Source organism: Mesorhizobium sp. M0778 (assembly GCF_040320105.1).
Lineage (GTDB): Bacteria > Pseudomonadota > Alphaproteobacteria > Rhizobiales > Rhizobiaceae > Mesorhizobium.
Genome location: NZ_JAMYPA010000020.1, coordinates 40801 through 64882, shown reverse-complemented (window position 1 = coordinate 64882; position 24082 = coordinate 40801). Strand labels below are relative to the sequence as shown.

General features: G+C 61.3%; 27 protein-coding genes. 18 read left to right on the top strand and 9 right to left on the bottom strand.

The window, feature by feature from the left end; translation table 11 throughout:
- Positions 1-2: 2 nt before the first annotated feature.
- On the bottom strand, positions 3-920 hold the full coding sequence (gene cyoA, locus NKI22_RS24175) for a ubiquinol oxidase subunit II (RefSeq protein WP_084642829.1): 918 nt from the start codon (positions 918-920) through the stop codon (positions 3-5).
- A gap of 606 nt (positions 921-1526) precedes the next feature.
- On the opposite strand from cyoA, the gene NKI22_RS24170 reads away from it, so the two are divergent.
- From NKI22_RS24170 to NKI22_RS24120, 11 genes are all read left to right on the top strand, one after another.
- Entirely contained in the window at positions 1527-2669 is a 1143-nt protein-coding gene (locus NKI22_RS24170) for an extracellular solute-binding protein (protein WP_031194444.1), read from the top strand.
- Positions 2669-3520: an IclR family transcriptional regulator gene (locus NKI22_RS24165; RefSeq protein WP_352852197.1), complete on the top strand. Its 852-nt coding sequence runs from the start codon at positions 2669-2671 to the stop codon at positions 3518-3520. Before NKI22_RS24170 ends, NKI22_RS24165 begins: the two co-directional genes overlap by 1 nt.
- 23 nt (positions 3521-3543) lie before the next feature.
- Complete coding sequence (locus NKI22_RS24160; RefSeq protein WP_352591958.1) at positions 3544-4575, top strand: sugar ABC transporter substrate-binding protein; 1032 nt, start codon at positions 3544-3546, stop codon at positions 4573-4575.
- Between the two features lie 128 nt (positions 4576-4703).
- Positions 4704-5687, top strand: coding sequence for an ABC transporter permease (locus NKI22_RS24155; RefSeq protein WP_352791043.1), 984 nt, complete (start codon positions 4704-4706; stop codon positions 5685-5687).
- The gene (locus NKI22_RS24150) at positions 5677-7209 is read left to right on the top strand and encodes a sugar ABC transporter ATP-binding protein (protein WP_352791045.1); all 1533 of its coding nucleotides are present in this window, start codon (positions 5677-5679) and stop codon (positions 7207-7209) included. The genes NKI22_RS24155 and NKI22_RS24150 overlap by 11 nt, the downstream gene beginning before the upstream one ends.
- 30 nt (positions 7210-7239) lie before the next feature.
- Positions 7240-8235, top strand: a complete 996-nt coding sequence (locus NKI22_RS24145) for an ABC transporter permease (RefSeq protein ID WP_352852191.1) — start codon at positions 7240-7242, stop codon at positions 8233-8235.
- Position 8236: 1 nt separating this feature from the next.
- Entirely contained in the window at positions 8237-9022 is a 786-nt protein-coding gene (locus NKI22_RS24140; RefSeq protein WP_352852189.1) for an SDR family NAD(P)-dependent oxidoreductase, read from the top strand.
- Between the two features lie 17 nt (positions 9023-9039).
- The gene (locus NKI22_RS24135; protein ID WP_352852187.1) at positions 9040-10245 is read left to right on the top strand and encodes a CaiB/BaiF CoA transferase family protein; all 1206 of its coding nucleotides are present in this window, start codon (positions 9040-9042) and stop codon (positions 10243-10245) included.
- Positions 10246-10247: 2 nt separating this feature from the next.
- Positions 10248-11033, top strand: coding sequence for an enoyl-CoA hydratase/isomerase family protein (locus tag NKI22_RS24130; protein ID WP_352852185.1), 786 nt, complete (start codon positions 10248-10250; stop codon positions 11031-11033).
- On the top strand, positions 11030-12805 hold the full coding sequence (locus tag NKI22_RS24125) for a CoA-transferase (protein ID WP_352852183.1): 1776 nt from the start codon (positions 11030-11032) through the stop codon (positions 12803-12805). The genes NKI22_RS24130 and NKI22_RS24125 overlap by 4 nt, the downstream gene beginning before the upstream one ends.
- A 13-nt stretch (positions 12806-12818) precedes the next feature.
- Positions 12819-13652, top strand: coding sequence for an SMP-30/gluconolactonase/LRE family protein (locus tag NKI22_RS24120; RefSeq protein ID WP_352481464.1), 834 nt, complete (start codon positions 12819-12821; stop codon positions 13650-13652).
- 31 nt (positions 13653-13683) lie between these two features.
- On the opposite strand, the gene NKI22_RS24115 is transcribed toward NKI22_RS24120, so the two are convergent.
- Positions 13684-14013, bottom strand: a complete 330-nt coding sequence (locus NKI22_RS24115; RefSeq protein WP_023720480.1) for a hypothetical protein — start codon at positions 14011-14013, stop codon at positions 13684-13686.
- Between the two features lie 149 nt (positions 14014-14162).
- Positions 14163-14516 (bottom strand): EF-hand domain-containing protein, encoded by a 354-nt coding sequence (locus NKI22_RS24110; protein WP_352852180.1) that lies wholly within the window; start codon positions 14514-14516, stop codon positions 14163-14165.
- 7 nt (positions 14517-14523) lie between these two features.
- Here NKI22_RS24110 and NKI22_RS24105 point away from each other — a divergent pair, with 7 nt between their 5' ends.
- Positions 14524-15117, top strand: a complete 594-nt coding sequence (locus tag NKI22_RS24105; RefSeq protein ID WP_352852178.1) for a DUF3606 domain-containing protein — start codon at positions 14524-14526, stop codon at positions 15115-15117.
- 33 nt (positions 15118-15150) lie between these two features.
- Here NKI22_RS24105 and NKI22_RS24100 read toward each other — a convergent pair whose 3' ends face one another.
- Entirely contained in the window at positions 15151-15714 is a 564-nt protein-coding gene (locus NKI22_RS24100) for a DNA-3-methyladenine glycosylase (protein WP_352958967.1), read from the bottom strand.
- Positions 15715-15792: 78 nt separating this feature from the next.
- Entirely contained in the window at positions 15793-16014 is a 222-nt protein-coding gene (locus tag NKI22_RS24095) for a hypothetical protein (protein ID WP_352958957.1), read from the bottom strand.
- Positions 16015-16377: 363 nt separating this feature from the next.
- Between NKI22_RS24095 and NKI22_RS24090 the strand changes: the two genes are divergently transcribed.
- Positions 16378-16896 carry a metallophosphoesterase gene (locus NKI22_RS24090; protein WP_352591929.1) on the top strand — a complete coding sequence of 173 codons (519 nt, stop codon included), beginning with the start codon at positions 16378-16380 and terminating at the stop codon, positions 16894-16896.
- A gap of 74 nt (positions 16897-16970) precedes the next feature.
- The gene (locus NKI22_RS24085) at positions 16971-17285 is read left to right on the top strand and encodes a hypothetical protein (RefSeq protein ID WP_352852235.1); all 315 of its coding nucleotides are present in this window, start codon (positions 16971-16973) and stop codon (positions 17283-17285) included.
- A 96-nt stretch (positions 17286-17381) separates the two neighbouring features.
- Here NKI22_RS24085 and NKI22_RS24080 read toward each other — a convergent pair whose 3' ends face one another.
- Positions 17382-17615, bottom strand: coding sequence for a hypothetical protein (locus tag NKI22_RS24080; protein ID WP_352852174.1), 234 nt, complete (start codon positions 17613-17615; stop codon positions 17382-17384).
- A 39-nt stretch (positions 17616-17654) separates the two neighbouring features.
- On the bottom strand, positions 17655-17864 hold the full coding sequence (locus NKI22_RS24075) for a hypothetical protein (RefSeq protein WP_352474763.1): 210 nt from the start codon (positions 17862-17864) through the stop codon (positions 17655-17657).
- A 334-nt stretch (positions 17865-18198) separates the two neighbouring features.
- Here NKI22_RS24075 and NKI22_RS24070 point away from each other — a divergent pair, with 334 nt between their 5' ends.
- Positions 18199-20667: a DNA methyltransferase gene (locus tag NKI22_RS24070; RefSeq protein WP_352958954.1), complete on the top strand. Its 2469-nt coding sequence runs from the start codon at positions 18199-18201 to the stop codon at positions 20665-20667.
- 1 nt (position 20668) lies between these two features.
- Positions 20669-21580 carry a DNA methyltransferase gene (locus NKI22_RS24065; RefSeq protein ID WP_352938733.1) on the top strand — a complete coding sequence of 304 codons (912 nt, stop codon included), beginning with the start codon at positions 20669-20671 and terminating at the stop codon, positions 21578-21580.
- Positions 21581-21686: 106 nt separating this feature from the next.
- Here NKI22_RS24065 and NKI22_RS24060 read toward each other — a convergent pair whose 3' ends face one another.
- Together NKI22_RS24060 and NKI22_RS24055 are read right to left on the bottom strand one after the other, a co-directional pair.
- Entirely contained in the window at positions 21687-22394 is a 708-nt protein-coding gene (locus tag NKI22_RS24060; protein WP_352852170.1) for a DUF2971 domain-containing protein, read from the bottom strand.
- 85 nt (positions 22395-22479) lie between these two features.
- Positions 22480-23028, bottom strand: coding sequence for a T4SS efffector SepA family protein (locus NKI22_RS24055; protein ID WP_352852168.1), 549 nt, complete (start codon positions 23026-23028; stop codon positions 22480-22482).
- Between the two features lie 263 nt (positions 23029-23291).
- Between NKI22_RS24055 and NKI22_RS24050 the strand changes: the two genes are divergently transcribed.
- Together NKI22_RS24050 and tnpB are read left to right on the top strand one after the other, a co-directional pair.
- A complete protein-coding gene (locus tag NKI22_RS24050) occupies positions 23292-23672 on the top strand; it encodes a transposase (RefSeq protein ID WP_245274633.1) in 381 nt (126 codons plus the stop codon).
- Positions 23669-24013 carry an IS66 family insertion sequence element accessory protein TnpB gene (gene tnpB / locus NKI22_RS24045; RefSeq protein ID WP_352642448.1) on the top strand — a complete coding sequence of 115 codons (345 nt, stop codon included), beginning with the start codon at positions 23669-23671 and terminating at the stop codon, positions 24011-24013. The genes NKI22_RS24050 and tnpB overlap by 4 nt, the downstream gene beginning before the upstream one ends.
- Positions 24014-24082 lie beyond the last annotated feature (69 nt).

Genomic DNA, 24082 nt, shown 5'->3' with positions numbered 1-24082 from the left:
TGTCAGCCTCCTGTCTTGGGCGATACGCTCGGCTCGGGGCGACCGGCCTGGGGGCCGGGCGCGGGCGGAACGCCCTGCGTCGCGATCTCATGGAAAAGGTCCGGCTCGACCGAGCGATAGGTCGAAGGCGGCACGTCCAGGCTCTGTCTGGCCAGTTCCTGGTAGCTGGCCCTGTCGAGTGCCTGTCCTTGGCTTCGCGCCGAATTGACGAACGCGTCGAAGGCGTCGACCGCGACAGCATGCAGCACGAATTGCATGCCTGGAAAACCGTCGCCGCTGAAGTGGGCCGACCGCCCATAAAATTCGCCCTGCTGATCCGCCTGCAGGTGAAGCTGCGTCGTCATGCCGTTCATCGTGTAGATCATGCCGCCAAGCTGAGGCACGAAGAACGCATTCATGACACTTGCCGAGGTAAGCGAGAAATGCACCGGCCTGCCCGCCGGCACCACGAGCCGGTTGATGCTCGCGACATTCTGCTCGGGGTAGATGAACAGCCATTTCCAGTCGAGCGAGACGACCTGCACCTCAAGCGGCTGTTGCTGGGAATCCAGCGGCTTCATTGGATCGAGGTCATGCGACCCGATCCAGATGATGCCGCTCAGAAACAGGATGACGAGGATGGGGATCGACCAGACCACCAGTTCGATGCGTCCGGAATAGGCCCATTCCGGCAGATACCGCGCTCTTGTGTTGGTTTCCCGGAACCACCAGGCAAAGCCGAGCGTCGCCACGATCGTCGGGATGACGATGGCCAGCATGATGGCAACCGAATTGAGCAGGATCGTGCGCTGCGCCGCGCCGACTGGCCCGTGAGGGTCGAGCACGCCGCCCTGGCAGCCGGCAAGCAGCCCGGCAAGTAGCGTCGTCGCGCCGACGCGGCCAAGAACGGCACAGTTTCGAACGATCGCCCTCAGCAACATGAGATCTCGCCGTTTCCTGAAAACCGATTGGAACGTTGCAGGCAGCGTGGCTGCCAACCCCGAATGTGCGCGCCGGTGTGCTCCTGGCGACAGTTTCTTCACGCACGCGGCTCCGGCTGGCAGAACCACATGCCGTGGATGTCGTTAAGCGGTCAACCTGTCGAGAACCCCTCCAAATCCTAACAAACCAGCGGCAAATCCCACGCAACCAAAGCCAAATCTTAAGAAACCAGAAACAGTACCCAGATCGACGTTATCGCCAGAAACGTGGCGAATGCCAAGGCGGCAAACCGGTTCATGGCCGCGCCCACAGTTGGGCCATTTCGTCCGCTCCCTACGACTCGGCGCTGAATCCAGTGACGCTGCCCAATGATGCTGCTCAAGATGGTTGCGCCAACCGAACGTATGTTCGTCGCGAAAGTTCCAAAAAGCCAGACCGTCGCAGCCTTTGGTTGAAGGCCGGCGACAATGCGATGCGCACCAGCGGCGGTTGGGGCGGTTTCCCTGCCAAACGAAGTCGAGACTGGTTGCGTATGTAAAAACTACTTGTCTAGGTGAAAATAGTTGCTACTAATCGGCTGGGCGGTTCAGGGAGGAATTTCGGGCATGACAAGACTGCGCGGTCTCGCGTGGGATCACCGACGCTGCTGGGGTCCGCTCGACGCCAGCATCGGGCCGTATTGTGCCGCCAATCCCGGTCTTGAGATCGAATGGGACCGCCGCAGCCTCTACGAGTTCGGCGAGGGCGCGCTTGGTCCGGTGCTCGGCGCCTATGATCTTGTCGTGTTCGACCATCCGTTCATCGGCGATATTGCCGAAGGCGGGCTGATGGTGCCGTTCGATTTGTCGGCTGAGCAGCGCCGCGGCTTCGAACGGGATTCGGTCGGCGCATCCTGGCAATCCTACGCAAGGGACGGGCGCCAATGGGCGTTGCCGATCGATGCTGCCTGCCAGGTTGCCTCGTATCGCCCCGATCTCCTGGAGCGCTACGGGCCGCTGCCGCGCAGCCATGACGAGGTGCTGGAGCTCGGCCGGCGCGCCTTGAAGGGCGGCAAATGGCTTGGGCTGCCGTTGGTGCCGACTGACGCCATGTGCCTGCTTTTGACGCTGGGCGAACCGCGGGAAGACGGCGACGAGTTCATTGCCAGGGAAAAAATCGAGCAGGCCGTTGGGCAATTGCGCCAGCTTGCGGCGCTGTCGCATCCGGATTCGCCGAAATGGAACCCGATCCGCTGCTACGATCATATGATCGCGCATGACGATGTGGTCTACGTGCCGTTCGCCTTCGGCTATGTGAACTATGCCTTCAAGGCAGACAGGCCGTATCTGCGCTTCGCCGATGTGCCGACGCCGCGATCCGCCGGCGCCTTGCTCGGCGGCGCCGGCATCGGCGTCAGCGCCCAATCGAAACACAAGCAGGCAGCCATCGATTACGCGCTGTTTCTGTGCTCGCCCGGCTATCAGCGCGGCGACTATGTGAAATCCGGCGGACAGCCGGGATCGCTGGCGGCGTGGCAGGATGCCGAGGTCAACGCGCTCTCGGGCGGCTTCTTCGCCTCGACGCTGGCGACGATCGAAGCCTCCTATCTGCGCCCGACCCATACGGGCTTCATCAGCTTCTTCCGCCAATGCGCCCCTCATGCTGCCGCGGCCATCGCCGGCGAATTGCCGGCGGCCGAGCTCGCGGATCGGCTGAACCGGCTCTATCGCGAGACCAGGCATGGCCAGCCGCAACGGAGCGTCGCGTAATGGCCACCGATATTGCCCAGATCGTCGACGAAGGCGAAAGCGGCCGCAACGGCTATCGCGTGCCGGCGGTGGAGAAGGCGCTCGATATCCTGGAATTCATGGCTGCCAGCGGCGAGCCGCTGACCCAGACAGAGATCGCCACCGGAATGGGGCGCTCCATTCACGAGATCTACCGCATCCTGCTGCTGCTGGAGAAGCGCGGCTACATTTTCCGGACGCTATCGGACCGCTTCCGCCTGTCGCTGAAGCTATTCGAGCTGGCGCATATGCATCCGCCGGTAAACCGCCTGGTCGAATGCGCGCTGCCGGTGATGCGCGGCCTCGCCGCCAATGCCGACCAGAGCTGCCATCTGGTCGTGCGCGAAGGTGAGAGCGCGCTGGTCGTGCTGCAGATCGATTCGCCTTTGCCGATGCGTTATTCGGTTGCCCTCGGCTCGCATTTCCCGATCCTCGAGACGAGCTCCGGCGCGGTGCTGCTCGCGCATTCGAGCCGCGCCGAGCGCGACCGTATCGTCGAGCGGATCGTCGCTGCGGGCGAAGGCCAAGGCAGCCGGGCGGAAATCGAAGCGCGGCTGAACGACGTCGCAAGGCTCGGCTATGAAATGCGCGCTTCGCTGGCTGTCGAGGGCTGCACCAACATCTCGATGCCGGTGCGCGACCATACCGGCGCGGTCATTGCCGCGCTCACAGTCCCGTTCCTGCCGCAAAAGGCCGCCCGCTTCGATCGCAAGACCGTCTTTGAACGGACTAAGGCGGCCGCCGAGACGATATCGGCGGCGCTGGGCGCGGGTGAAGCTGCCTACCCTTCACGTGCCGACCCGGAACGGCGGGACTATCCGTTCAGCAACTGACAAGAAATACAGGGAGAAGAAACATGAACTGGTCCAAATCAATGCTGTTTGCCTCGGCGGCCGCGCTGGCTCTGAGCGCCGCCGCGGCACACGCCGAAAACATGCCGAAGCGCATCGGCTACGTCACCAACTACGCCACGCATGAATGGTATCAGAACGTTATCAAGGGCATGCAGTCCCGCGCCAAGGAACTCGGTATCGAGCTCGAGGTGCAGGACGCCAATCTGGACGTTGCCAAGGAGGTCTCCGCCGCCGAAGATTTCATGGCCAAGGGCGTTGACGTCCTGATCATCACGCCCGTCAACGAGGAAGGCGTCGTGCCGCTGTTGCGCCAGGCGAAATCCAACAACGTTCCGGTCGTGCTCGAAGGCAATCCGGTCAAGGGCATGACCACCATGGTCGCGATCTGCGACTACGACACCGGCTACACCGCCGGCGTTGAAGCCGGCAAATACGCCAAGGAAAAGCTCGAAGGCAAAGCCAAGGTGATGAATGTCGGCCTGCCGCTGCTGTCCGCCACGGTGCTGCGTTCGCAGGGTTTCATGGACGGCCTCAAGACCATCGTCCCCGACGCGGTCATGGTCCACGACCTCGACGGCGGCGGCAATCCGGACCGCGCGCTCGAAGTCTCTTCGGCGGCACTTGCCAAGAACGCCGACATCAACATCATCTACGGCATCAACGATTCCTCGTCGCTCGGCGGCCTTCAGGCCTGGAAAGCGGCCGGCAAGTCGCAGGATGGCCTGTTAACGGTCGGCACCGGCGGCGAAGGCCTTGCCTTCATCAATGCCATGCAGAACGAGCCGTCCTATCGCATCGAAGCCGCGATGTTCCCGGAAAAGGAAGGCTACACCGCCATCGATGCAGCGGTTAAGCTCTTCAACGGCGAAGAGGTGCCGGAACACATCGTCAGCCCGACCGCGCCGATGAACGGCGACGACTGGAAGAAGTTCTACGACTACGATGGCACCACACGAACGATCAAATGGGATGCCGTCAATGCGCTCCAGCCACCGGAAAAATGCATGAAAACTTCCGCTGACCTGAAGAAGTAAGGATTCCGGGTAGCCCTTCCCGCGCGGCGGGAAGGGCATCGGACCGGATGCAGACGGGAAAACAGGTCAACCGCCCTGTTTTGGCCGGCAAGTTCCAAACGGCGACGCTGCCCGAAAATGAAATGGACATGAGCGAGCTTACGCAATCCTCCGCGCCAAGGCGTTTCATCGGCGGCCAGCTGCTGGGCAGCAGCCAGCTGGTGCTCGGCGTGATCCTGGCCGTGCTCTGCATCGCCATTTCGATTGCGGCGCCGCAATTCTATTCCGAGGCCAACATCATCGCCATCCTGCGCCAATGCGCGCTGGTGCTGATCGTCGCCTCCGGCATGACGATGCTGATCATCACCGCTGAAGTCGACCTGTCGGTCGGTGCGTCGCTGGCCTTTGTCGGCTGCATCGGCATGGCCGTACTCAATTCAACGCACAGCCTGACGCTCGGCCTGCTGGCGGCGCTCGCCTTTTCCGGTGCGGTCGGCCTGTTCAACGGGCTGGTTGTCACCAGGCTCAAGGTGAACTCGCTGATCGCCACCATCGGCACCATGATGATGCTGCAGGGCGGCGTCTATCTGTTCACCCGCGAAGCGGTGCAGAACCACCACCGGCTTGCAAGCTTCACCGATCTCGGCGCCGGCTATATCGGCGCGATCCCGCTGCCGGTGGTGATTGCCGCGCTGATTTTCGCGCTGGCCGCGGCAACGCTGCGCATCACCACGCTCGGCCGCTATCTTTACGCGGTCGGCGCCAATGAGCGGGCGGTTCGCCTCTCCGGCGTGCGCTCGCAACGCCTGAAACTGTTCGCCTTCGTCGTCACCGGCCTTTGCGTCGGCATTGCCGGCATGATCCTGTCGTCGCTGATGAATGCCGGCCAGCCGACCGCCGGCCGCGGCTTCGAGCTGACTGTGATTGCCGCCGTCATCCTCGGCGGCACCAGCCTGCTTGGCGGCCGCGGCTCGCTGCTCGGCACATTGCTGGGCGTGCTGGTGCTGAAGGTCATCGACAACGGCATCATCATCCTCGGCTGGAACCAGGACCTGCAGATGGTGGTGCCTGGCATCGTCATCATCCTGGCGACCTATCTCGACATCGTCCGGAACAGAGCCAATGTCGGTTGATTTCCTCCACCCCGGCAAAACCGCGGCCGTCGATAAAAGCGTGCCGGCGCTCGAGATGCGCGGCATCGGCAAGCGCTTTCCCGGCGTGGTGGCGCTGGACAATGTCGACCTCACCCTGGAACCCGGCAAGATCCACGCCCTGATGGGCGAGAACGGCGCCGGCAAGTCGACGCTGATCAAGATCATGGCCGGGGTCTACGGCAAGGATGCCGGCACCATCCGCCTGCGCGGCCGTGAGGCCGACATCAAGTCGCCGCGCGACAGCCTGAAAGACGGCATCAAGGTGGTGTTCCAGGAGATCGCGCTGATCGCCGAGTTCAGCGTCGCCGAAAACATCTTCCTCGAGGGCTATCCGACCGGCAAGGGCGGCTCGATCGACTGGAAGAAGATCCGTGCCGATGCGGCCGCTCTGTTCAAGCGCATCGGCTTCAACGTCGACCCGGCGGCGCGCACGGGATCGCTGCCGGTCAGCCAGCAGCAGATGGTCGAGATCGCCCGCGCGCTCGCCCATGAAGCCCGCGTCGTGGTGATGGACGAGCCTACCTCCTCGCTGACGCCGAACGAGGTCTCGCTGCTGTTCACCGTCATCCGCCGGTTGGCCGCTCTCGGCATCGCGGTGCTCTATGTCAGCCACAAGCTCGACGAGGTCTTCGAGATCGCCGACACCGTGACCGTGCTGCGCGATGGCCGTCACGTCTCGACCAGGCCGATCGGCGAGCACACCAACGATACGCTGATCCAGGACATGATCGGCCGGCGCATCGAAAACCTGTTCCCGCGCAAACGCGGCGCGCCGGGCAGCAAGGTCGCGCTTTCCGTTGAAGGGCTCAGCACCGCCAGGAAGCTGAAGGACGTATCGTTCGAGGCGCATGCCGGCGAGGTCCTCGGCTTCTTCGGCCTCATGGGGGCCGGCCGGACGGAGCTCGCCAAGGCCATCGTCGGTTACGACCCGATCACTTCCGGCGCCATTTCGGTCGATGGCAGCCGGCTGCTGCCGCACGACACCCACACCGGCGTCCGGCTCGGCATCGGACTGCTCACCGAGGATCGCAAGAGCGAAGGGCTGATGGGCGAGCTGCCGGTCTACCAGAATGCCAGCCTCGCCTCGCTCGGTGCCTTCGCCAGAATGGGCTTCGTCGACAAGGCCAGGGAACGCAAGGCGGTGCAGGACTATGTCGACCGTTTTCGCATCAGGACGCCCAGCCTGTTCCAGCAGGTCAAGAACCTGTCCGGCGGCAATCAGCAGAAAGTGCTGATCTCGCGCTGGCTGATGCGCGGTCTCAAGGTGATCGTCGTCGACGAACCGACCCGCGGCATCGACGTCGGCGCCAAGTCGGAGATTTTCGCGCTCATCGACCGGCTCGCCGGCGAAGGCTTGGCGGTCGTCATGATGACGTCCGAAATGCCCGAACTGCTGGGCCTTGCAGACCGCATCGCGGTGATGTGCGAAGGCCGCCTCACCGCGATCATGCCTCGCGACGAGGCCACGCAGGAGAAAATCCTCAATGCGGCGATCGGATAAGATGATGACGCTTCGCAAAGGGAGCAAGCGATGAGTCTTGCAGGCACCCAGTCCATCAAAGCCGGGCCATCCATGCTGGCACGGCTGCTGGCGCGGCAGGAGCTCGCCCTGCTGCTTTGCCTGATCCTGGTGATTGCGTTCTTTTCCCTGACGGCAGAGAACTTCTTCTCGGTGCGCAACATCACCAATGTGCTCGGACAGGCGTCGCTGGCGCTCACCGCCGGCATCGGCTGCGCCATCGTCTTCATGTCCGGCGAGGTCGACATCTCGATAGGGTCGCTGCTGGCGACCATCGCCCTGCCGCTGATCATCATCATGAACGAAACCAACTCGCTGCTGCTCGGCATCAGTGGTGCGCTGCTGTTCGGGCTGATCATCGGCGTGGTGAACGGCTATCTGACGGCCTATGCCGGCATCAACTCGCTGATCGTGACGCTGGGCACGATGTTCATCATGCGCGGCGGCGTCTATCTCTACACCGGCCAGCGCGCCATCCCCGACGATGCCGCGCTCGACAGCTTCATTGCGCTGTCGGACGGCCGCCTGTTCAATGTCATTCCCTATTCGGCGGTCATCGCCATCGTCCTGCTCGCCGTCTTCGCCTACATCATGCAGCACCGGCCGTTCGGACGGCAGATCTATGCCGTCGGCGGCAATCCGGAAGTGGCACGGCTGGCAGGCTACGACGTGCGCCGCGTCAAGTTCATCTGCTTCATCATCAGCGCACTGCTGGCAACGGTTGCCGGCATCATCCTGGCCGCCCGCGTCGGCTCTGCCCAGCATACGGCCGGGCTGAATTTCGAGTTCCAGGTCGTCGCTGCCACCGTGCTCGGCGGCGTGAGCCTTGCCGGCGGCATCGGCAGCCTGACCGGCATGGCGCTTGGCGTGCTGATCCTGCAATTCCTGTCCAACGGGCTGCGCGGTCTCGGCCTGCCGACCGAGTGGCAACTGGTCATCACCGGCATGATCATCATTGCCGCCGTCGCCTTCGACGAAGCAAAGCGCCGGCGCGCCATTGGAGGCTGATATGGATCGTCTCAAAGGGAAAACCGCAATCGTCACCGGCGCCGCCGACGGCATCGGCCACGCGATCAGCGAGGCGATGGCGCGTGAGGGCGCGCACGTCGTCCTCGGCGACATCGCCGACGAGAAGGGTGAAAAATTCGCGGCGGAACTGCGCGCCGCCGGCCACCGCGCCGACTACGTCCATTGCGACGTGGCGGAGGAGGCCGATATCGCCGCCCTCATCGCCGCAGCCGTCGCCAAGACCGGCCATCTCGATATTCTGGTCAACAATGCCGCTATCGCCATCGGCGGCATGCCGGTTCACGAAATGACCGACGAGCAGTGGCACCGGCTGATCGCGGTCAACCTGACCAGCGTGTTCCGCGGCTGCAAATATGCGCTGCCGCACATGATCGCGCAGAAATCCGGCTCGATCATCAACATGGCCTCGGCGCAAGGTCATATCGGGCTCGACGGCTGGACCGCCTATGCCGGCGCCAAGGGTGCGGTGATGGCGATGACGCGCCAGATGGCGGTCGAGTTCGGCCCGCTCAACATCCGCGTCAACTCGATCTCGCCCGGAACCATCAACACGCCGATGAACGACAAGTTGGTCAAGGAGATCGGCGGCAATCTCGCCAAGGCCTGGGTCAAGATGCACCCGCTCGGCCGCATCGGCAAACCGTCCGAAGTGGCCGAAGCCGCTGTCTATCTGGCCTCCGACGCCGCCGGCTTCACCACCGGCACCGACCTGCGCGTCGACGGCGGCCTCACCGCAGCACCCCGCTACGTACCCGACCTGCTTTGACAACCAACGAGACAAAAATGAACAAGGCCCTCGAAGGCGTCCGCATTCTCGATTTCAGCCATCTGCTGCAAGGGCCGTTCGCCACGCAGCTGCTCGGCGACATGGGCGCCGACGTCATCAAGATCGAGCGTGCCGGCGCCGGCGACATGTTCCGCGGCATGACCTTCTTCGCCAAATGGGTCGGCGGCTCCGAAAGCCCGAACTTTCTCGCCTGGAACCGCAACAAGCGCTCCATCGCGCTCAACCTGAAGAGCCGCAAGGTACATGCCATCATCATGGATATGGCGAAGAAGGCGGATGTGGTGGTGCAGAATTTCCGCCCCGGGGTGCTCGCCAGGCTCGGCTATGGCTACGAGGATTTCAGGGCGGTCAATCCCGCCATTATCTATTGCTCGGGCTCCGGCTATGGCGAGGAAGGCCCCTATGTCGAGCGTCCCGGCCAGGACATGCTGATCCAGGGGCTGTCTGGGCTGATCTCCAACACAGGCCGCGGCGACCAGGCTCCGGTCCCGGCGGGTGCCGGGCTCGCCGACCAGATCGGCGCGATGAACATGGTCTACGGGATCCTGTCGGCGCTCTACTATCGCGAGAAGACCGGCAAGGGCCAGAAGATCGAGGTCAATCTGCTGGCCGGCATGCTGGCGCATCTCAACCAGGAATATGTCGCCGTGCTCAATCTCGGCGAGGATTTCGTGCGCCCGAATTCCGGCATCGGCCATCCCGGCATGCAGGCGCCGTTCGGCATCTACGAAGCAAAGGACGGCGGCTACGTGTCGATCGCCATGAGCCCGTTCAAGACGCTGTATGAAGTGCTGGAGGCGCCGCAGCTGGCCGTCTACGACGATCTCAAGATCTTGTTCGACAAACGCGACGAAGTGTTCGACAAGGTCAACGCCGAGACCAGGAAGTTTGCGACGCAGGATCTGCTGGCGCGGCTGCTGGCAGCCGACATCTGGTGTGCCGAGGTGAAGGACATAGGGCGCGCGGCCGAGGACCCGCAGGTCAAGCACCTGGGCATGATCACCAGCTACGATCATCCGCGCGGTGGCAAGGTCAGGGTGGTCGCACCGGCCGTCAAGATGAGCGAGACGCCGGCTACCATAGAGCGGCCGGCGCCGCTGGTCGGCCAGCATGGCCGCGAGATACTGGCCGAGTTCGGCCTCTCCAGCGGCGAGATTGCAGCACTTGAGGCGTCCGGCGACATGACCGTGGATGCTGCCTGACGATGAGCGTTTACCGGACACTCAGTTTGGAAATATCCGGGCGCGTCGCGGTCGTCACCTTCCGGCGCGCCGATCAGCTCAACGCGATGAACCGGCTGATGCAAAGCGAGATCACCGAAGTTTTCGAGGCGTTGTCGAAGAATGACGGCGTCGGCGCGATCGTGGTGACCGGCGAGGGGCGCGGCTTTATGGCCGGCGCCGACATCAAAGAATATGCTGCCCAGACAGCTGCAGAGTTCGACGCCTTCCAGGCCGCCGGCACACGCATGTATGCGGCGATCGAGAACAACCGCAACCCGGTCATCGCCGCGGTCAACGGTTTTGCGCTCGGCGGCGGCATGGAGCTGGTGCTGTGCTGCGACCTCGTCATCGCCAACCAGTTCGCGAAGCTCGGCCTGCCCGAGATCAAGCTCGGGCTGGTCCCCGGCGGCGGCGGCACGCAGCGCAGCGTCCAGAAGCTCGGCCGCAACCGCGCCAATTTTCTGCTGATGACCGGCGCCATCGTGCCGGCTTCCGAGTTCGTCGGCGCCGGTCTGGTCAACGAGATCGTCGATGCCGAAAGGCTGATGCCGCGGGCGCTGGAACTCGCCGAGATGATCGCCGCCGAACCGGCCGCAGCGATCGACGGGCTGAAAGCGCTGACAGCGCATGCCGTGTCGGGCGATCTGGCCGACGGTCTTGCCATGGAACGCGATGTCCTGGGTGGTCTCTACCGCAGCGAGATCGGCCAGCGCCGCGTCAAGGCGTTCGCTGAAAAGAGCGCGGCACGGGCCAAGGCTGCGAAATGACGTCTCTGGTCAAGCCGAACCGGCCGCGCTTCACCGATGTCGAGGGGCTGGCCGCGATGGTCGGCGGCGGCGACGTCTTCGGCGTCGGCGGCCATCATTTTGCCCGGCTGCCGATCGCCCTGCTGCGCGCCATCGCGCGGTTGGGCGTACGGGATTTGCGCTACGTCTGCTGGGCCGGCGGCCTGCCGCTCGAGCTGCTTCTCGAAGCGAATGCCGTGGCGGAAATCGACCTCTGCTTTTCCAGCCTCGATATTTTCGGCCTGCCGCCCCGCTTCCGCGCGGCTGCCGAGACGAATGCCGTGCCGGTTCGCGACTGGACCGCGCTGGCCATGATCCAGGCGTTGCGGGCGGCACAGCAGAACCTGCCGTCGATGCCGTTTCAGCTTCCGCAGGGTTCGGACATGCCGGCGCGCGTGCCCGGCGCGATCGCCGCGCCCGATCCGGTCGACGGAATCACGACCGGGGTCATCCCGGCCTTGCGGCTCGATACGTTCGTCGTCCATGCCCAGCGTGCCGACGAGAGCGGCAATGTCCAGATCATCGGACCACGGGCGCTGGACTTCGCCATGGCCGGCGCGGCGCGCCAGGTGCTGGTCACGGTCGAGGAAATCGTCCCGGTCGGAGCGCTGCGCCATGCTGGTCGCCAAAACATTTTGACCCGCAACCAGGTGTCGGCCATAGCGCTGGCGCCAGGCGGCGCCTATCCCGCCTCCTGCCTGCCATTCTATGTGACGGATTATCAAGCGTTGGCGGGAGCGTTGGCGGCCAAGGAGATACCTTTGGCGGACAGCCTGAGCGTGCCTTCGGAAGGTGTGCCGGAGCGGGTTCAAGACGCTGCGAAAGTCCGCGCTGAAACAGTTCTCGCAATGCCCGGGCTCGTGCACGGCGAAAAGAAGGCATCCATCGACGAGATCATCGCTGCCCGCATCGCCGCCGAGCTCGACAATGAGAGCTTTGCCAGCGCCGGCGCGGTGTCGCCGCTCGCCAATGTCGCCTACCGGCTGGCCAAGGCGACGCACGCGCCGGACATGATCATCGCGACGATGAGTTGCGGTCATCTCGACATAGCGCCGAGCCCGATGATCCTGTCGTTGATCGAGAGCCTCGATTGCGAGACAGCGGTGGCCCATGCCGGCGGCGACGACACCTATTCGACCTATTACCAGGCCGGCGCCGTGACGCATGAGATCGTCGGTGCCGCCCAGGTCGACCGACGCGGGCGCGTCAACACCATTGCGCTGCGCAAGCGCGACGGCAGCCTCATCCGGCTGCCCGGGCAGGGCGGCATGGCTGATGTCGCCAACATGCATCGCGATTATCTGCTCTACGTCCCGCGCCACTCCCCGCAGTCGCTGGTCGACACCGTCGAGATCGCCAGCTCCGCGCGCGGCTTGCTGACAGAGGCCGAACGCGACCCGATGGGCTATCGGACCGGGGCGGCGCTGGTGTTCACCGACCTTTGCATCTTTCGGCTCGACCGGGAGAGCCGGCAATTGGTTATCGTCGAGACCATGCCGGGCGTGACGCGCCAGCAGATCCAGGATGTCACCGGCTTTGCCCTGACATTCGATGCCGATTGCCGCGAGGTTCCGCTGCCCTCGAACGAGACGCTCGACATCCTGCGAAACCGCATCGACCCGCTTGGCCTGCGGCGTCTCGAATTCGTCAGCGCCAAGGAGCGTGGCGCGCTTATCGCCGAGATCCTGGCGGCCGACCGGCTGATGGTCGAGCGCTGTATTGCCGTGCAGCGGTCGCATACCGCAACAGGCTGAAGAGGGGTGGCGCATGGCAAAGCCGTTGCTCGAAATGTCGGCCGCGAAGGTCTTCTTCGACGGCATCTTCACCAGCCCGCGCGTCGCCCATCCGGAAGGCGTGGCCATCCATCGCGACGGCTCGATCTGGTGCGGCACCGAAACCGGCGACCTGCTGCGCCTCGCCGCCGATGGCAGCTCGGTCGAGCACATGGGCGGCACGGAGGGCTTTCTGCTCGGCATCGCCTTCGATAGCGCGGACAACTGCTTCGCTTGCGATCTCAGGCATTCGGCGATCTTTCGCTGGAATGCCGGAACGGGTCATATGGAGCGCTTCGCCTCGGCTGGCATCCGCGTGCCGAACTATCCGATCGTCGACGAGGCACGAGGCTGGCTCTACGTTTCCGACAGCCTCGGCGAAGACAGCCGCTCCGGCATTTTTCGCTACGAGTTGAAGACCGGCGAAGGCCGCCTGTGGTGTAGCGAGACCATGGCCTTCGCCAACGGCATGGCGATGGCGCCGGGTGGGAATGGGCTTTACGTCGTGGAAAGCCATGCGGCCTGCGTCAGCTATGTGCCGATCCGTGCCGACGGCACGGCAGGACCTCGCCAGCTCGTCGTGGACGGCGTGAACAACGTCCCCGATGGCGTTGCCTTCGCGCCGGACGGTTCGCTGTTCATCTCATGCTACGAGCCGAGCCGCATTTATCGTTGGCGAAAAGATAGCGGGCTCGAAGTGCTGATCGAGGATCCGGCGGCAACGACGCTCGCCCATCCCACCAACATCGCCTTCAAGGGCGACAGGCTCTACACCTCAAATCTCGGCCGCTGGCACATTACCGAGATCGACTTGACGGCGATTTATTAGGTCGAGCCGAACCGGGCGGCTCTCCTCAGAGCTATTGCAGGCGGCCGTGACTGGAGCGGATGCGCAACACCTGCACCCGCGACGGCAACTCGATCAGGAACTCTTCGTCCCGCTCGAGATGGTGGATTTTTGTCGGATCGCCGCCGGTGAACGCCGCCATCGCCTCGACATTTTCCCAATAGGAAATCGTCACGAATTCCGAATGGGTCGGCGTGTCCTCGCGAAAGGTCTGCACGCCCAGCGCCTTCTCGACCAGCGGCTTGATGCCGGCTTCATAATTGTAGCTTTCATAGGCGTCTGCCTTCTCAGGCAAGGTTCTGCCACGCCAGACACGGGCGATGGTCGGGGTTTTCTCTGTCATAGCCATTGAATTCCTGCTGTCTCGAATCGTTCCGACCCGGCATTCGGCTTGGCAAGGCCAGCCAAGCAATGCATCTGCCAGCGACGGTTTTCGCCCTTCCCAGTCGACGTTGGGGGCGCCGCCTCAGCCCTTGCCGACCGCTAGGAGACTTACTCCTGATCCTCGGCGCCCCCTCCATGGAAGAAGGATCGGATTTCCTGCATGTCGACGCTGTCGTCGCCGTCCTCATCGACGGCGTTGAATATCCGCCCGACGAAATCCTGGACTTCGCTCTGAGAAAGCGCGCCGTCGCCGTCGGCATCGACTATGGCGAACATCATTCGCATCCTCGCGCCATGCATCCCCCGTCCCATGCCACCGCGGCCACCCGTCTCCCAGCCTCGGTCAGGCGGGCCCATCCTGTAGTCGCGATGCCAGCGGTCGCGACCGCGCCGTTCCGCCCGGGGCGCGCGATCCTCTTGCATTCTCTCCTCCAGCATCTCGGTCATCATCTGGCGCATCATATCGCGCATGGCATCCTTGCTCTGCCCGTTCATTCCGGGCGACTGTTCGGCGCCACGATCCGGTGCCGGCGTTGCGGGCGCAGGTGGGCTCGTCTGGCCGAATGCCGGCGCGGCCAACATAGCCAGCGCCGCGGCAACTACTGTGGTTTTGCTTGCGAGCGTCATCGTAATCTCCATCGGTATGAATTGGTGTCTGCTGCATCCAAGCCAAACCGGCTGCTCGCCTCATGGTTCCTGGGCAGTCGGCACGGCCGCACAAAAGTCCGCCCGATCGCGGCAACGAAAGCGGCTTGCCCACGTTGCCATTGATGCGAAGCTCCACCAGGAGGAAAAAATGGCTGACGATAAGAGCAAGCGAGATTTCCGCGACCGCGATCGCGTTTCCGCGGAAGATGAACGTGAAGTCGAGTATTTTGCCCAACAGAACGGCATCACCGCCGACCAGGTCCGCCAGCTGATCAAGAGCTTCGGCAATGATCGCGGGCGCCTGATCGAAGCCGCGAAGGCGTTGCGAGGGATTTCACCTGCCGGAGCCGACGAGGTGACCAGCGAAGCCCGCCAACAGAGAACGCCTATGCATCTCGGCAAACCCGACGAGTGATGCCAGGCAGCTGCTCTGCCGCTGCCGCAGGCGTCAGAACTTACGGCTCAAATAATCCGAGCCACGAAGGCCGAACCGCCACTCCGCATCGACAGCCTTGGAAATGCCGATCCGGCGGCCTGTAAGAATGGCGCTGGCGTCGCCCGGCCGCCTGAATTCGAATGGCGGCACGTCCAACGGCAGCCCGTCATGGGATTTGTCGATTGCCAGCGCCTGGCAAAGGCGACCCGGTCCCGAACAAAGCAGCCCGGGATCGTCAAGGCCGCGATTGGCCCGCATCACCTCCAGCCCGGATTGCGGTTCGATTGCGCGGATAAGCACGGCACTGCCGGGCAGGCAGACGGCATTGAGGCACCAATGCAGGCCATAGGAGCGATAGACATAGGCGCTGCCCGGGGCGCCGAACATTGCGCCATTGCGCACCGTCCTGCCACCGAAAGCATGCGAAGCCGGGTCATCCGGACGATAGGCTTCGGTCTCGACGATGATGCCGCCAACGCCGTGCAAAAGCAGCGTGGCGCCAATCATGTCACGCGCCACGATGGTGGCGTCTCGGGCAAAGAATGATGGTTCGTGGTCAAAGTGCACCGGACGGATCGCGCCTCAACCTGGCGCGGCAGCAAGTTCCTGGACCGGACACGAAATGTCCAGCCACTGCTCTCGGATATGCGATATTCAGCGCAGCAGGGCTGCGCCGATGAAAACCGCCGCGGCCAGCACGACGATGGCGGCAATCACCATGACTGGCCCATATCTACTCGGTTGGACGTCGGGCTCATCCTTCAGCGGACGCATCGCATTGGCATAGCTCGCCGGGTTGGTGAACTCCGGCTTTTCATGAGGCGCAGACCGATCCTTTGCCGGAACGCTGCCGGCCGATTCCGCGTCCGTCTCCATGGGAGCCGCGGCTGGGTCGATCCCCGGTGTCTTATCCCCTCCGCGCCCGGCGTCCATATCGCCCCGCGCTTGAGCCGGGCTTCGCCCAACAGGTGCTGCGTCGGTCATCGTCGAGGTCCTTTCAGAGCATCGGCCTCAAGCATTCTAACCTGCGTCTCATTTCAAAGTTCCCACGTTTCAAAAGTTCCCCCTTCTTAAAGTTCCCCCTTCTTAATGTTCCAACGAGCGGAAGCCGCCCAGGCCTGTTTACAGGAACAACCGACGATCGAGCGGGTTGAGCAAGCATTGGGGAGAGCAAGATGGACTTGGTGCGCCACGCGCCTACATGCGCGGCAGTTCGACAACAGGCCCCAGCGAGCGCGCATGATCTACTTCACCGCCGACACGCATTTCAGCGACCCGCGCATTCTGCGCATCGACCGCCGCCCGTTCGGCTCGCTGGCGGAGCATGACCGGGCGCTCATTGCGTTCTGGAACGAGACTGTCGGCCCGGACGACGAGGTCTGGCACCTCGGCGATTTTGCCAAGGGCTCGGCGTCCTTCGTGTCGTCGCTGCTGTCGTCTCTTCATGGCAGCAAGCACTTGATCATCGGCAACAACGATGCTGCGACCACCATTGACGCGACGGGTTGGGCGAGCACGCAACATTACAAGGAGCTGAGCCTCGACGGCAGTCTGCTGATCCTTTGCCACTATCCTTTTCGCACCTGGAACCAGATCGGCCGGAGGTCGATCGACCTGCATGGCCATTCGCACGGCCGGCTCACCCCGGTCACGCGCCAGTATGACGTCGGTGTCGACAGCTGGGATTTTCGTCCGGTCACGCTTCCCGCCATCCTCGCCAGCCGCGGCCGCCGGCCGGCGCGGACAAAACCCGGCTGAAGGCGGCTGGCCGCAACCGGAACCTCCGCGGAGCTGAGGCGTTCGAAAAATTGCAAGGCGTAAAGGCAACGGCAATGGCTCAGAAGATCACGACAGGCATGAATGACCGGCCGCGCAATGAAACCATCGGCCAATCCGGCGAAGGCCTGCCGGACGACAGCAGCAGGCCGCTCGAGGTCGACGAAGGCTGGGTCGCCCGGCTGAGAAACAAGCTGCAGGGCAAGCCCCGGCAAGCCGGTCAGACCAACACGGACGAAGTCCCCGCAGGCACTCCAGGCGCTGGCGAGAATATTTGCCGCCGCTGTGCAGGGTCAGGCATGATCGACGGCCGCACCTGCCCCGAATGCGGCGGAACCGGCAAGGTGACGACGCCGATAGGCGGAGGCTGAGCAATTCCAGGAAAAGTGTGAAGCGGTTCCGTCCGGTATTTGCGTCAAAGAATAAGATCGACCGGTTCTGCGTTTCCCCGGAACGTCCAGCGCCGGTCAGATCGCCGGCACCCACTTCCAGAACACGCTTTCCTTGCGTTCGGGGTAGTGCTTGAACTCGCATTCGAAGCGCCAGCCGTAGCTCTTGGCGATGGCAAGCGCCTCCTTGCTGACCGGGTTCATGCCGGTTCCCGGCGCAAACCAGTCCTCCAGCAAGTCGTCGGGGATATAGGCGCCGATCCTCAAAGGCAGCTTTTCGAGGACGACATCCATTTCAGGTGGTACAGGCACGGGGGCGTCTCCTTTGAAACCTACCCGCGAAGAAGCCGTTCAACGCCAAGCGGGTTCATTCTTCTGTTCATAGTCCTGGAACGCCTTCTGGAGACCGCCGATCACCTCGGCGGACGTCTCGAACATCGCCTTGAGCTGCGGCTCATCGACCTTCTCGATGTCCTCGCGAAGGTGCTGCTTCACCTCCTCCAACTTTTTCTGCATTTTCTGCGTGTGGTGGCGCGGATCGCGGTCGGCAGCGCTAGTCATGATCAATCTCCAATTTGTGGGTCTCGGAGAACTCGCCCGGCTCTGAGAATCGACAGGCGGGTTTGCAGCGTAAACGGCTTGCCGATAGCTGTGGTTCCCGACTGCGGATGCGGTCTTCGCGCGCCCAGCGCGCCGTCCCTTCGTTCAACCGCCCGGTAGCAAGTCCGAAGGGCGCTTGCCGCGAATTCAAGACGCAAGCAGTGGCGCCGAAACCGCAGCGACTCCCCGAGGTGGAGAAGGCTTACCATTAGGATGCGAGCTGGTTACAAAAAGGGAGACTTTTCGGCAGCGCCTGGGCTATACGAGGGTGTGGTGATTCACGTGCGGGGCCTACGTGTCAGACAACAGACTCTTCTCACAGCAATATGATCCGAACGCACCGGAATTGAACTTTCCCTTGGTGGAAGAGACGCGGCCGAGCCTCTACAGGGCCATGAAGTACTGGGGAAAGAAGCCACACAACATATGGTCATCATTCATAGAGCGCTACTGCCCGCCCGGAGGCTTGGTCGTTGACCCATTTGCCGGCAGCGGCATCGCCGCATTTGAGGCAGTGAAGTTGGGGCGTAAAGCCGTAGCTCTGGACCTTAATCCGCTCTCTTCATTCATAATCGAAGTCACCGCTTCCAAGTACGACGAGGCATTGTTTCTGGCGACAGCTACTCGCATCCGACAAGAAGCCCAGTCCGACGAGTTCTACCGCAGACACTTTTCCCGCACCCGCAACGGCGTTTGCAGCACTGTCCTGAACTACCGCTGGGAGCGGGATAGGGTTGTTGGAGTGGCACTTGAGACCGATGATGAGACCCGCAGCCTCACGCAAGCCGATGAAGACGACGCGGCATTAGCAGCTGAACTTGATGCGGTCACAATTCCCGCTTGGTACCCAACCCGCAAGCTGCCTAGGCACCCTTCGATAACTCAACGCTTCGTGCTTGATGCAGGTGGCGATACGATTGATCATCTGTGGACAAAACGGAACTTGCATGTCTTAGCGGGCCTGTTCGAAGCAATCTCCCGTGTGGCAAACAGCGATGTCCGTTTGCAGCTTCTATCTGCATTCGTGCAGACGCTGCACCTTTGCACGAAGATGGTGATCCCTCGGAACGAAGCTGCCAATCGCGATTTTTCCGGAAGTTGGGGACGACCCGACTATCTAATTCGAAGACGTCGAATGGAGCAAAACCCTGTCGATGTGTTCTGGCGAGCTTGTTCCGGTCGCCAAGGGATCATGGCCATGATGCGTGATGCTGTTGCGACGTTTCCTGGCGGCATTAGCATCAATGACCTACGGGTAAGCAAGCGAATCCGGAAGTCGGCTGACATCAACTATGGAACGGCGGATGTGGCCGACTTGCTCGATTACGTGCCGGCCGGCACTGCTGATTTCATCATCACCGACCCTCCGTATGCGGGTCTCATACGCTACCTGCCACTGAGCGTAGTTTGGCTGGCATGGTTAGAGCATGTAGACAAGAAGTACACGCCTGACCTTGAGGCGGAGATATCAGTAGAACGCAATTCTGCGTCAAGCCGTACCAACTATCAACGTAGACTCAGGAATGCATTTGAACGAATCCACTCAGCCTTGACCGATAAGGGTCGCTTGGTGGTAACGTTCCACCATCAAGATGTTCGCGAGTTCAATGACTTCGTAATGGCCGCTAAGGGCGCTGGCTTCGACTTCGATAAGGTCACTCACCAGTACAATCGCAGGTCAGGTGAATCCAATGTTGCCAATCCGTACGGTGTCTCAGCATCGGACTTCTACGTCCGTTGTGTGAAACATCGCGATCCACGGTTCGCGCCCGATGCCTCCGACTTGGAACGCTACGTAGTTGCTCAGGCAGTGTCTATCGTGGGCCGTAGGAATGAGCCCACTCCGTTCACGTTCTTGTTTCAGTCATTGTGGCCAGAACTACTACAGGCAGGCTTTGTCCAACCCCAGGACTCAAGGGATGAAATAACTCGCATCCTGATGCAACACGAAGGACCAGACAAAACATTCACGAGGTATCCAAATCCCGATCCAAACGTCGGCGATCTGTGGTGGTTCAATCGACCTTCCGACTACATCAGCTATCCTGATCGACCACTCCAAGATCGAATTGCCGACTCTGTTGTCGCCTATTTGCGCAGGCACTCAGCCGCTAAGCTCGACGACATCATCGCAAACTTATTTCGGGAATATCCTAACGGTCTGACCCCTGACCCGAGAAAGATCGGGACCATTCTTGAGAAGATTGCCTTCCGGTCACAAGGCAAATGGCGGCTCGCTCCTGAAGCCCTGACCGCTATAACACAGCACTCCAATTCGATTGCCACTATCCTGCGACTAGGCCGACGGTTGGGCGTTCGACGCTTCGTTGGTCGCAGGGAACAACCTGAGCAAGTGTCCGAAACTCAAAGACTGAGAGACTTGGCGGACGTGACGACACTTCAAGGTCTGAGAGGGCGTTTTCCGCAGGAAAGCATAGAGCGGCTGGAGATGGTCGATGCGATCTTCCTGCCTGCACAAGGGTCAGACGAGTTGCTCTGCCTTTGGGAAGTCGAAAACAGTACGAATTTTGGGTCTTCAATACAGCGAGGTTCGAATGCTCCGGCTTCTGTGCCGAAGATCATGGTAGTGCCAGATGCACGTGAGGCCGAGCTTAAGCGTACAGTCGATCCGCTTTTCAAGACCTCTTTCGCAGACAATCAATGGCGGTACCTGACCTACACTGACCTCGAACGAGCAGCCAGCTTCACAGCCAAGAGCCTGGAGCAGGCATTGAGTACATCGAAAAGCCTTAGCGGAGCATAGCGTGGAAGCAGGTGAAGACGAAGAAGCACGGAAGCCGAACGGCCGGTACCGCACCGGGGCTAAGCGACCGAGGAAACCCCTTGGCGAGGAGGGAAAGCCGGGACGCTATGATCCTCGGAATTCCCTGAACGATTTAACAGGTAAAGAGTGGTTGCTTCTTTCGCGGAGCTTTTGGGAATCCGAGGCGGCACCTGAGGATCGGCAGGCATACAAGCACCCAGCACCCTTTCTCGTAGGCGATGTCGCACGGCTGATCTCATTGTTTACAAAGAAGGACATGACAGTCCTAGACCCCTTCGCAGGAAGCGGGTCTAGCCTAGTTGCTGCCAGTAAACTGGGCCGCCAAAGCATCGGCATCGACCTCAATGAGTCGTACGGAGAGCTTGCACAGTTACGATTAAAAGCCGCAGGTGCTACGGGCTGGACGTATCATGTCGGAGATTCGTTCGAGCGCCTCGACGACATGCAACCAGTTGACTACATCGTTACTTCCCCGCCCTACCATAATATCTTAGCTAACAATGGCAAAGGTATCCGACATGCCAACGGGAAGTCCTATCGTAGAGGAGCGCGCGACGGGGTGGAGGTCTATAGCGACCATAGTAACGACCTTGGGAATTGCGAGACGTACGAACGCTTCATAGCGCTATTTGCAAGCATAATGGAGAAGGCGTTCAAGTGCCTCCGGGCCGGGCGATACTGCACGGTCATCATTAGCGACTTTACCGTGGAACGAGCAGAGGTCTGCGTACAAGCCGATGTTGTGCGCGCATTGCAGAGCGTTGGATTCGAGTTCGTGGGTACAACAGTCCTATTCCATAGAGTGAAGCCTCTGTTCCCCTTTGGCTACCCGTATGCTTACAAGATCAATCATCACCACCATAACCTGATTAGCTTCCGCAAGCCGGTGTAATGCGTGGGACAGATGCCCGGTGACGGACGGGGCACTGGGTCCGCCATTGAGACGGTTTTCTCGTCGGGCCACAGCTGCAGCAGGCTGAAATCTATCGGCTCGCTTGCTACTTTGTAGGGCGACGGAGGAGCCGCCCAAACTTGATCTGATAGCCGTCAATCGACATTTTGAAGATCGGAATGGTTGGCCTTGAAGGCTTTAGTATCTCAAATATCTGGCTGCGAATGCGAGAAGATACACGGGAGCCGATATAGATGGCGCTGGCGGCTGAGGCCTCCCGATAAGTTACCGGGCCACGCGATGGCGCAAATAGCCGCCATTCTCGCTCAGTCATCCATCTGTGATTTTTCGTTGAAAGAGCCACTCTTGCCATTTGGTCGGGCCGAAAGGAGGACGTGTCCAAAATAGGTGCCTGTTCGCTATAATTCATTCGTACAAAGGCGCCGGTCTGTAAGCTACTGAGAAGCTTCTTAAAATCATATGCCACACAGATACCGTTGAATTGACCTGCATAGTGTGACCACATTGGCTCATGATTGTATGTCTCTGAGAAAGAAGCGATGCCAAGTTTGCTCATAGCAGTGGAAATCTGCTTTGATTTAACTTCAAAGATTTCCAAGTCATTCTTGAATATCTTTGAAGGACTCAATAATCCCTCCATCGGGTCGTTCATCTCACTGAATGTTGGGCAAAATATATATGAGTTTATGATCGCATCCAGTTCTCGCTCGACGCTCGATTTTCCGTCGGCTTTCATGAGGGAACGATAGCGATAAAGACGTCGAGGTGTTGAGTAGATTTCGATCTCTGCCATATCAGGACTCAAGCAAACCCAGTGCAATCGCGTCGTCACACATGATGTTAGAATGTTAGAGGCGTCGCAGATGACGCAGGCAAGCTCATTTTCTTGGGACGATCATCTGCCCCGTGACGCCCGGGTAGGCGGCCCCCTCTTTTTCTCGCCACGCAAATTTTACCGATAAGGACGATCCGAGGTGTTGAGCGATATGGCAGGCGGCGCGCCAAGCACCGTTGGCGTCCTGCCCCTGTACTGAGACACCGGCGCCCGGCAGGGGCCGATAGCCTTCATTCTGTTTTTCGCCGGGGACATAGTTCACTACCATAAGGCTATCGAAATCGGCGTCAGACTTCGCTTGCTTCCGTGCTTCACGCACGGCTGCATTCAGCAGCCCGTTCCAGTTGTCCTGTCCGCGTCCCAACTTCTCACTGCCGAAGGTCACCCCCAGGATCTTTGCGTGAGTAAGATCCGGTGGTGTATTTGGATTGAAGGAACGAACGATTTGCCCTTCACCGTCTGATGAATGAGTGGGCGCGCCGTTCTGCTGCTCATAAGCGTCAATCATGCGAGCGATGACAGTTTCGATCGTGTCAACAAGCGGCTCCGCATGTGCCTGAAGTCGCCTGAAAGTCTGCGGGGTCAGTTCCACGGAAGGCGCCACAATATCTCTCCAATCAGCCAAATACGGCAAAGTCTGTGAACGTCGTATAATGATTATAAGAAAATTACGCCAAGAGGCAAGGGGGAGGTACTGCTCCCCGGGCCCACCCGGTGAGAAGGCGCCTTGCCATCGGGCCTAAAGTAAGCGCCAAGCTGACCCCATCTGGCGCGGCTTGAGGTGATGAGCGAGACATACTGACACTGAAGCAAGGAGCCGAGGAGCTTGCAGTGTCAATTTCTATGTCTGCGCCTATGCCTGATGATAGAAGTTTCCATGTTCTTGAAGCGGTTGCCAACCGACTGGAGGCAAGCCCGCAGCGTCCGCGCCGGCGCTGGTCGGCGGAAGCGAAGTCGCGGCTGATCGAGGCGACACTGAAGCCGGGCGCGAATGTATCGGCCATTGCCAGACAGGCGGGGATGGCGCCGGCCCAGCTGTTCGGCTGGCGGAGCAAGGCGATCAAGAGCGGTGCGGTCACGCCACACAGGGATGCGGAGCGGCTCGGCTTTGTCGAGGTCACGCCGACAGCGTCTGCGTCGGTGGAGATCGAGCTGGGTGGCGTGGTCATTCGCGCCGGTGCCGATATCAATGAGGAGCAGCTGGTGCGGATTATCCGGGCGGTTCGCCAGGCATGATCCCGGCTGGCGTGAAGGTGTTGCTCGCCAGTCATCCCGTCGATTTTAGAAAAGGTCCCGACGGCCTTTTGGCACTGGTGCGCGATGCCGGCTCGGATCCATTCAACGGCGCACTTTATGTATTCCGCGCCAAAAGAGCGGACAGGATCAAGATCGTCTGGTGGGACGGCAGCGGCGTGTGTCTTTATGCCAAGCGGCTGGATGAGGCGAAGTTCTGCTGGCCGCGGATCGGCCACCACCGGGTCCAGCTCAATCATGCTCAGCTCATGGCTCTGGTTGACGGAATGGACTGGAAACGGGTTCGAACGGAGACCGTCAGGCGGCCGCAATCGGTTGGGTAAAACCCTGCGGCATGATGAATCAGGGGCCTGAAAACGCGGGAAAATTGCCCGCGAATATGCTCTGATTTT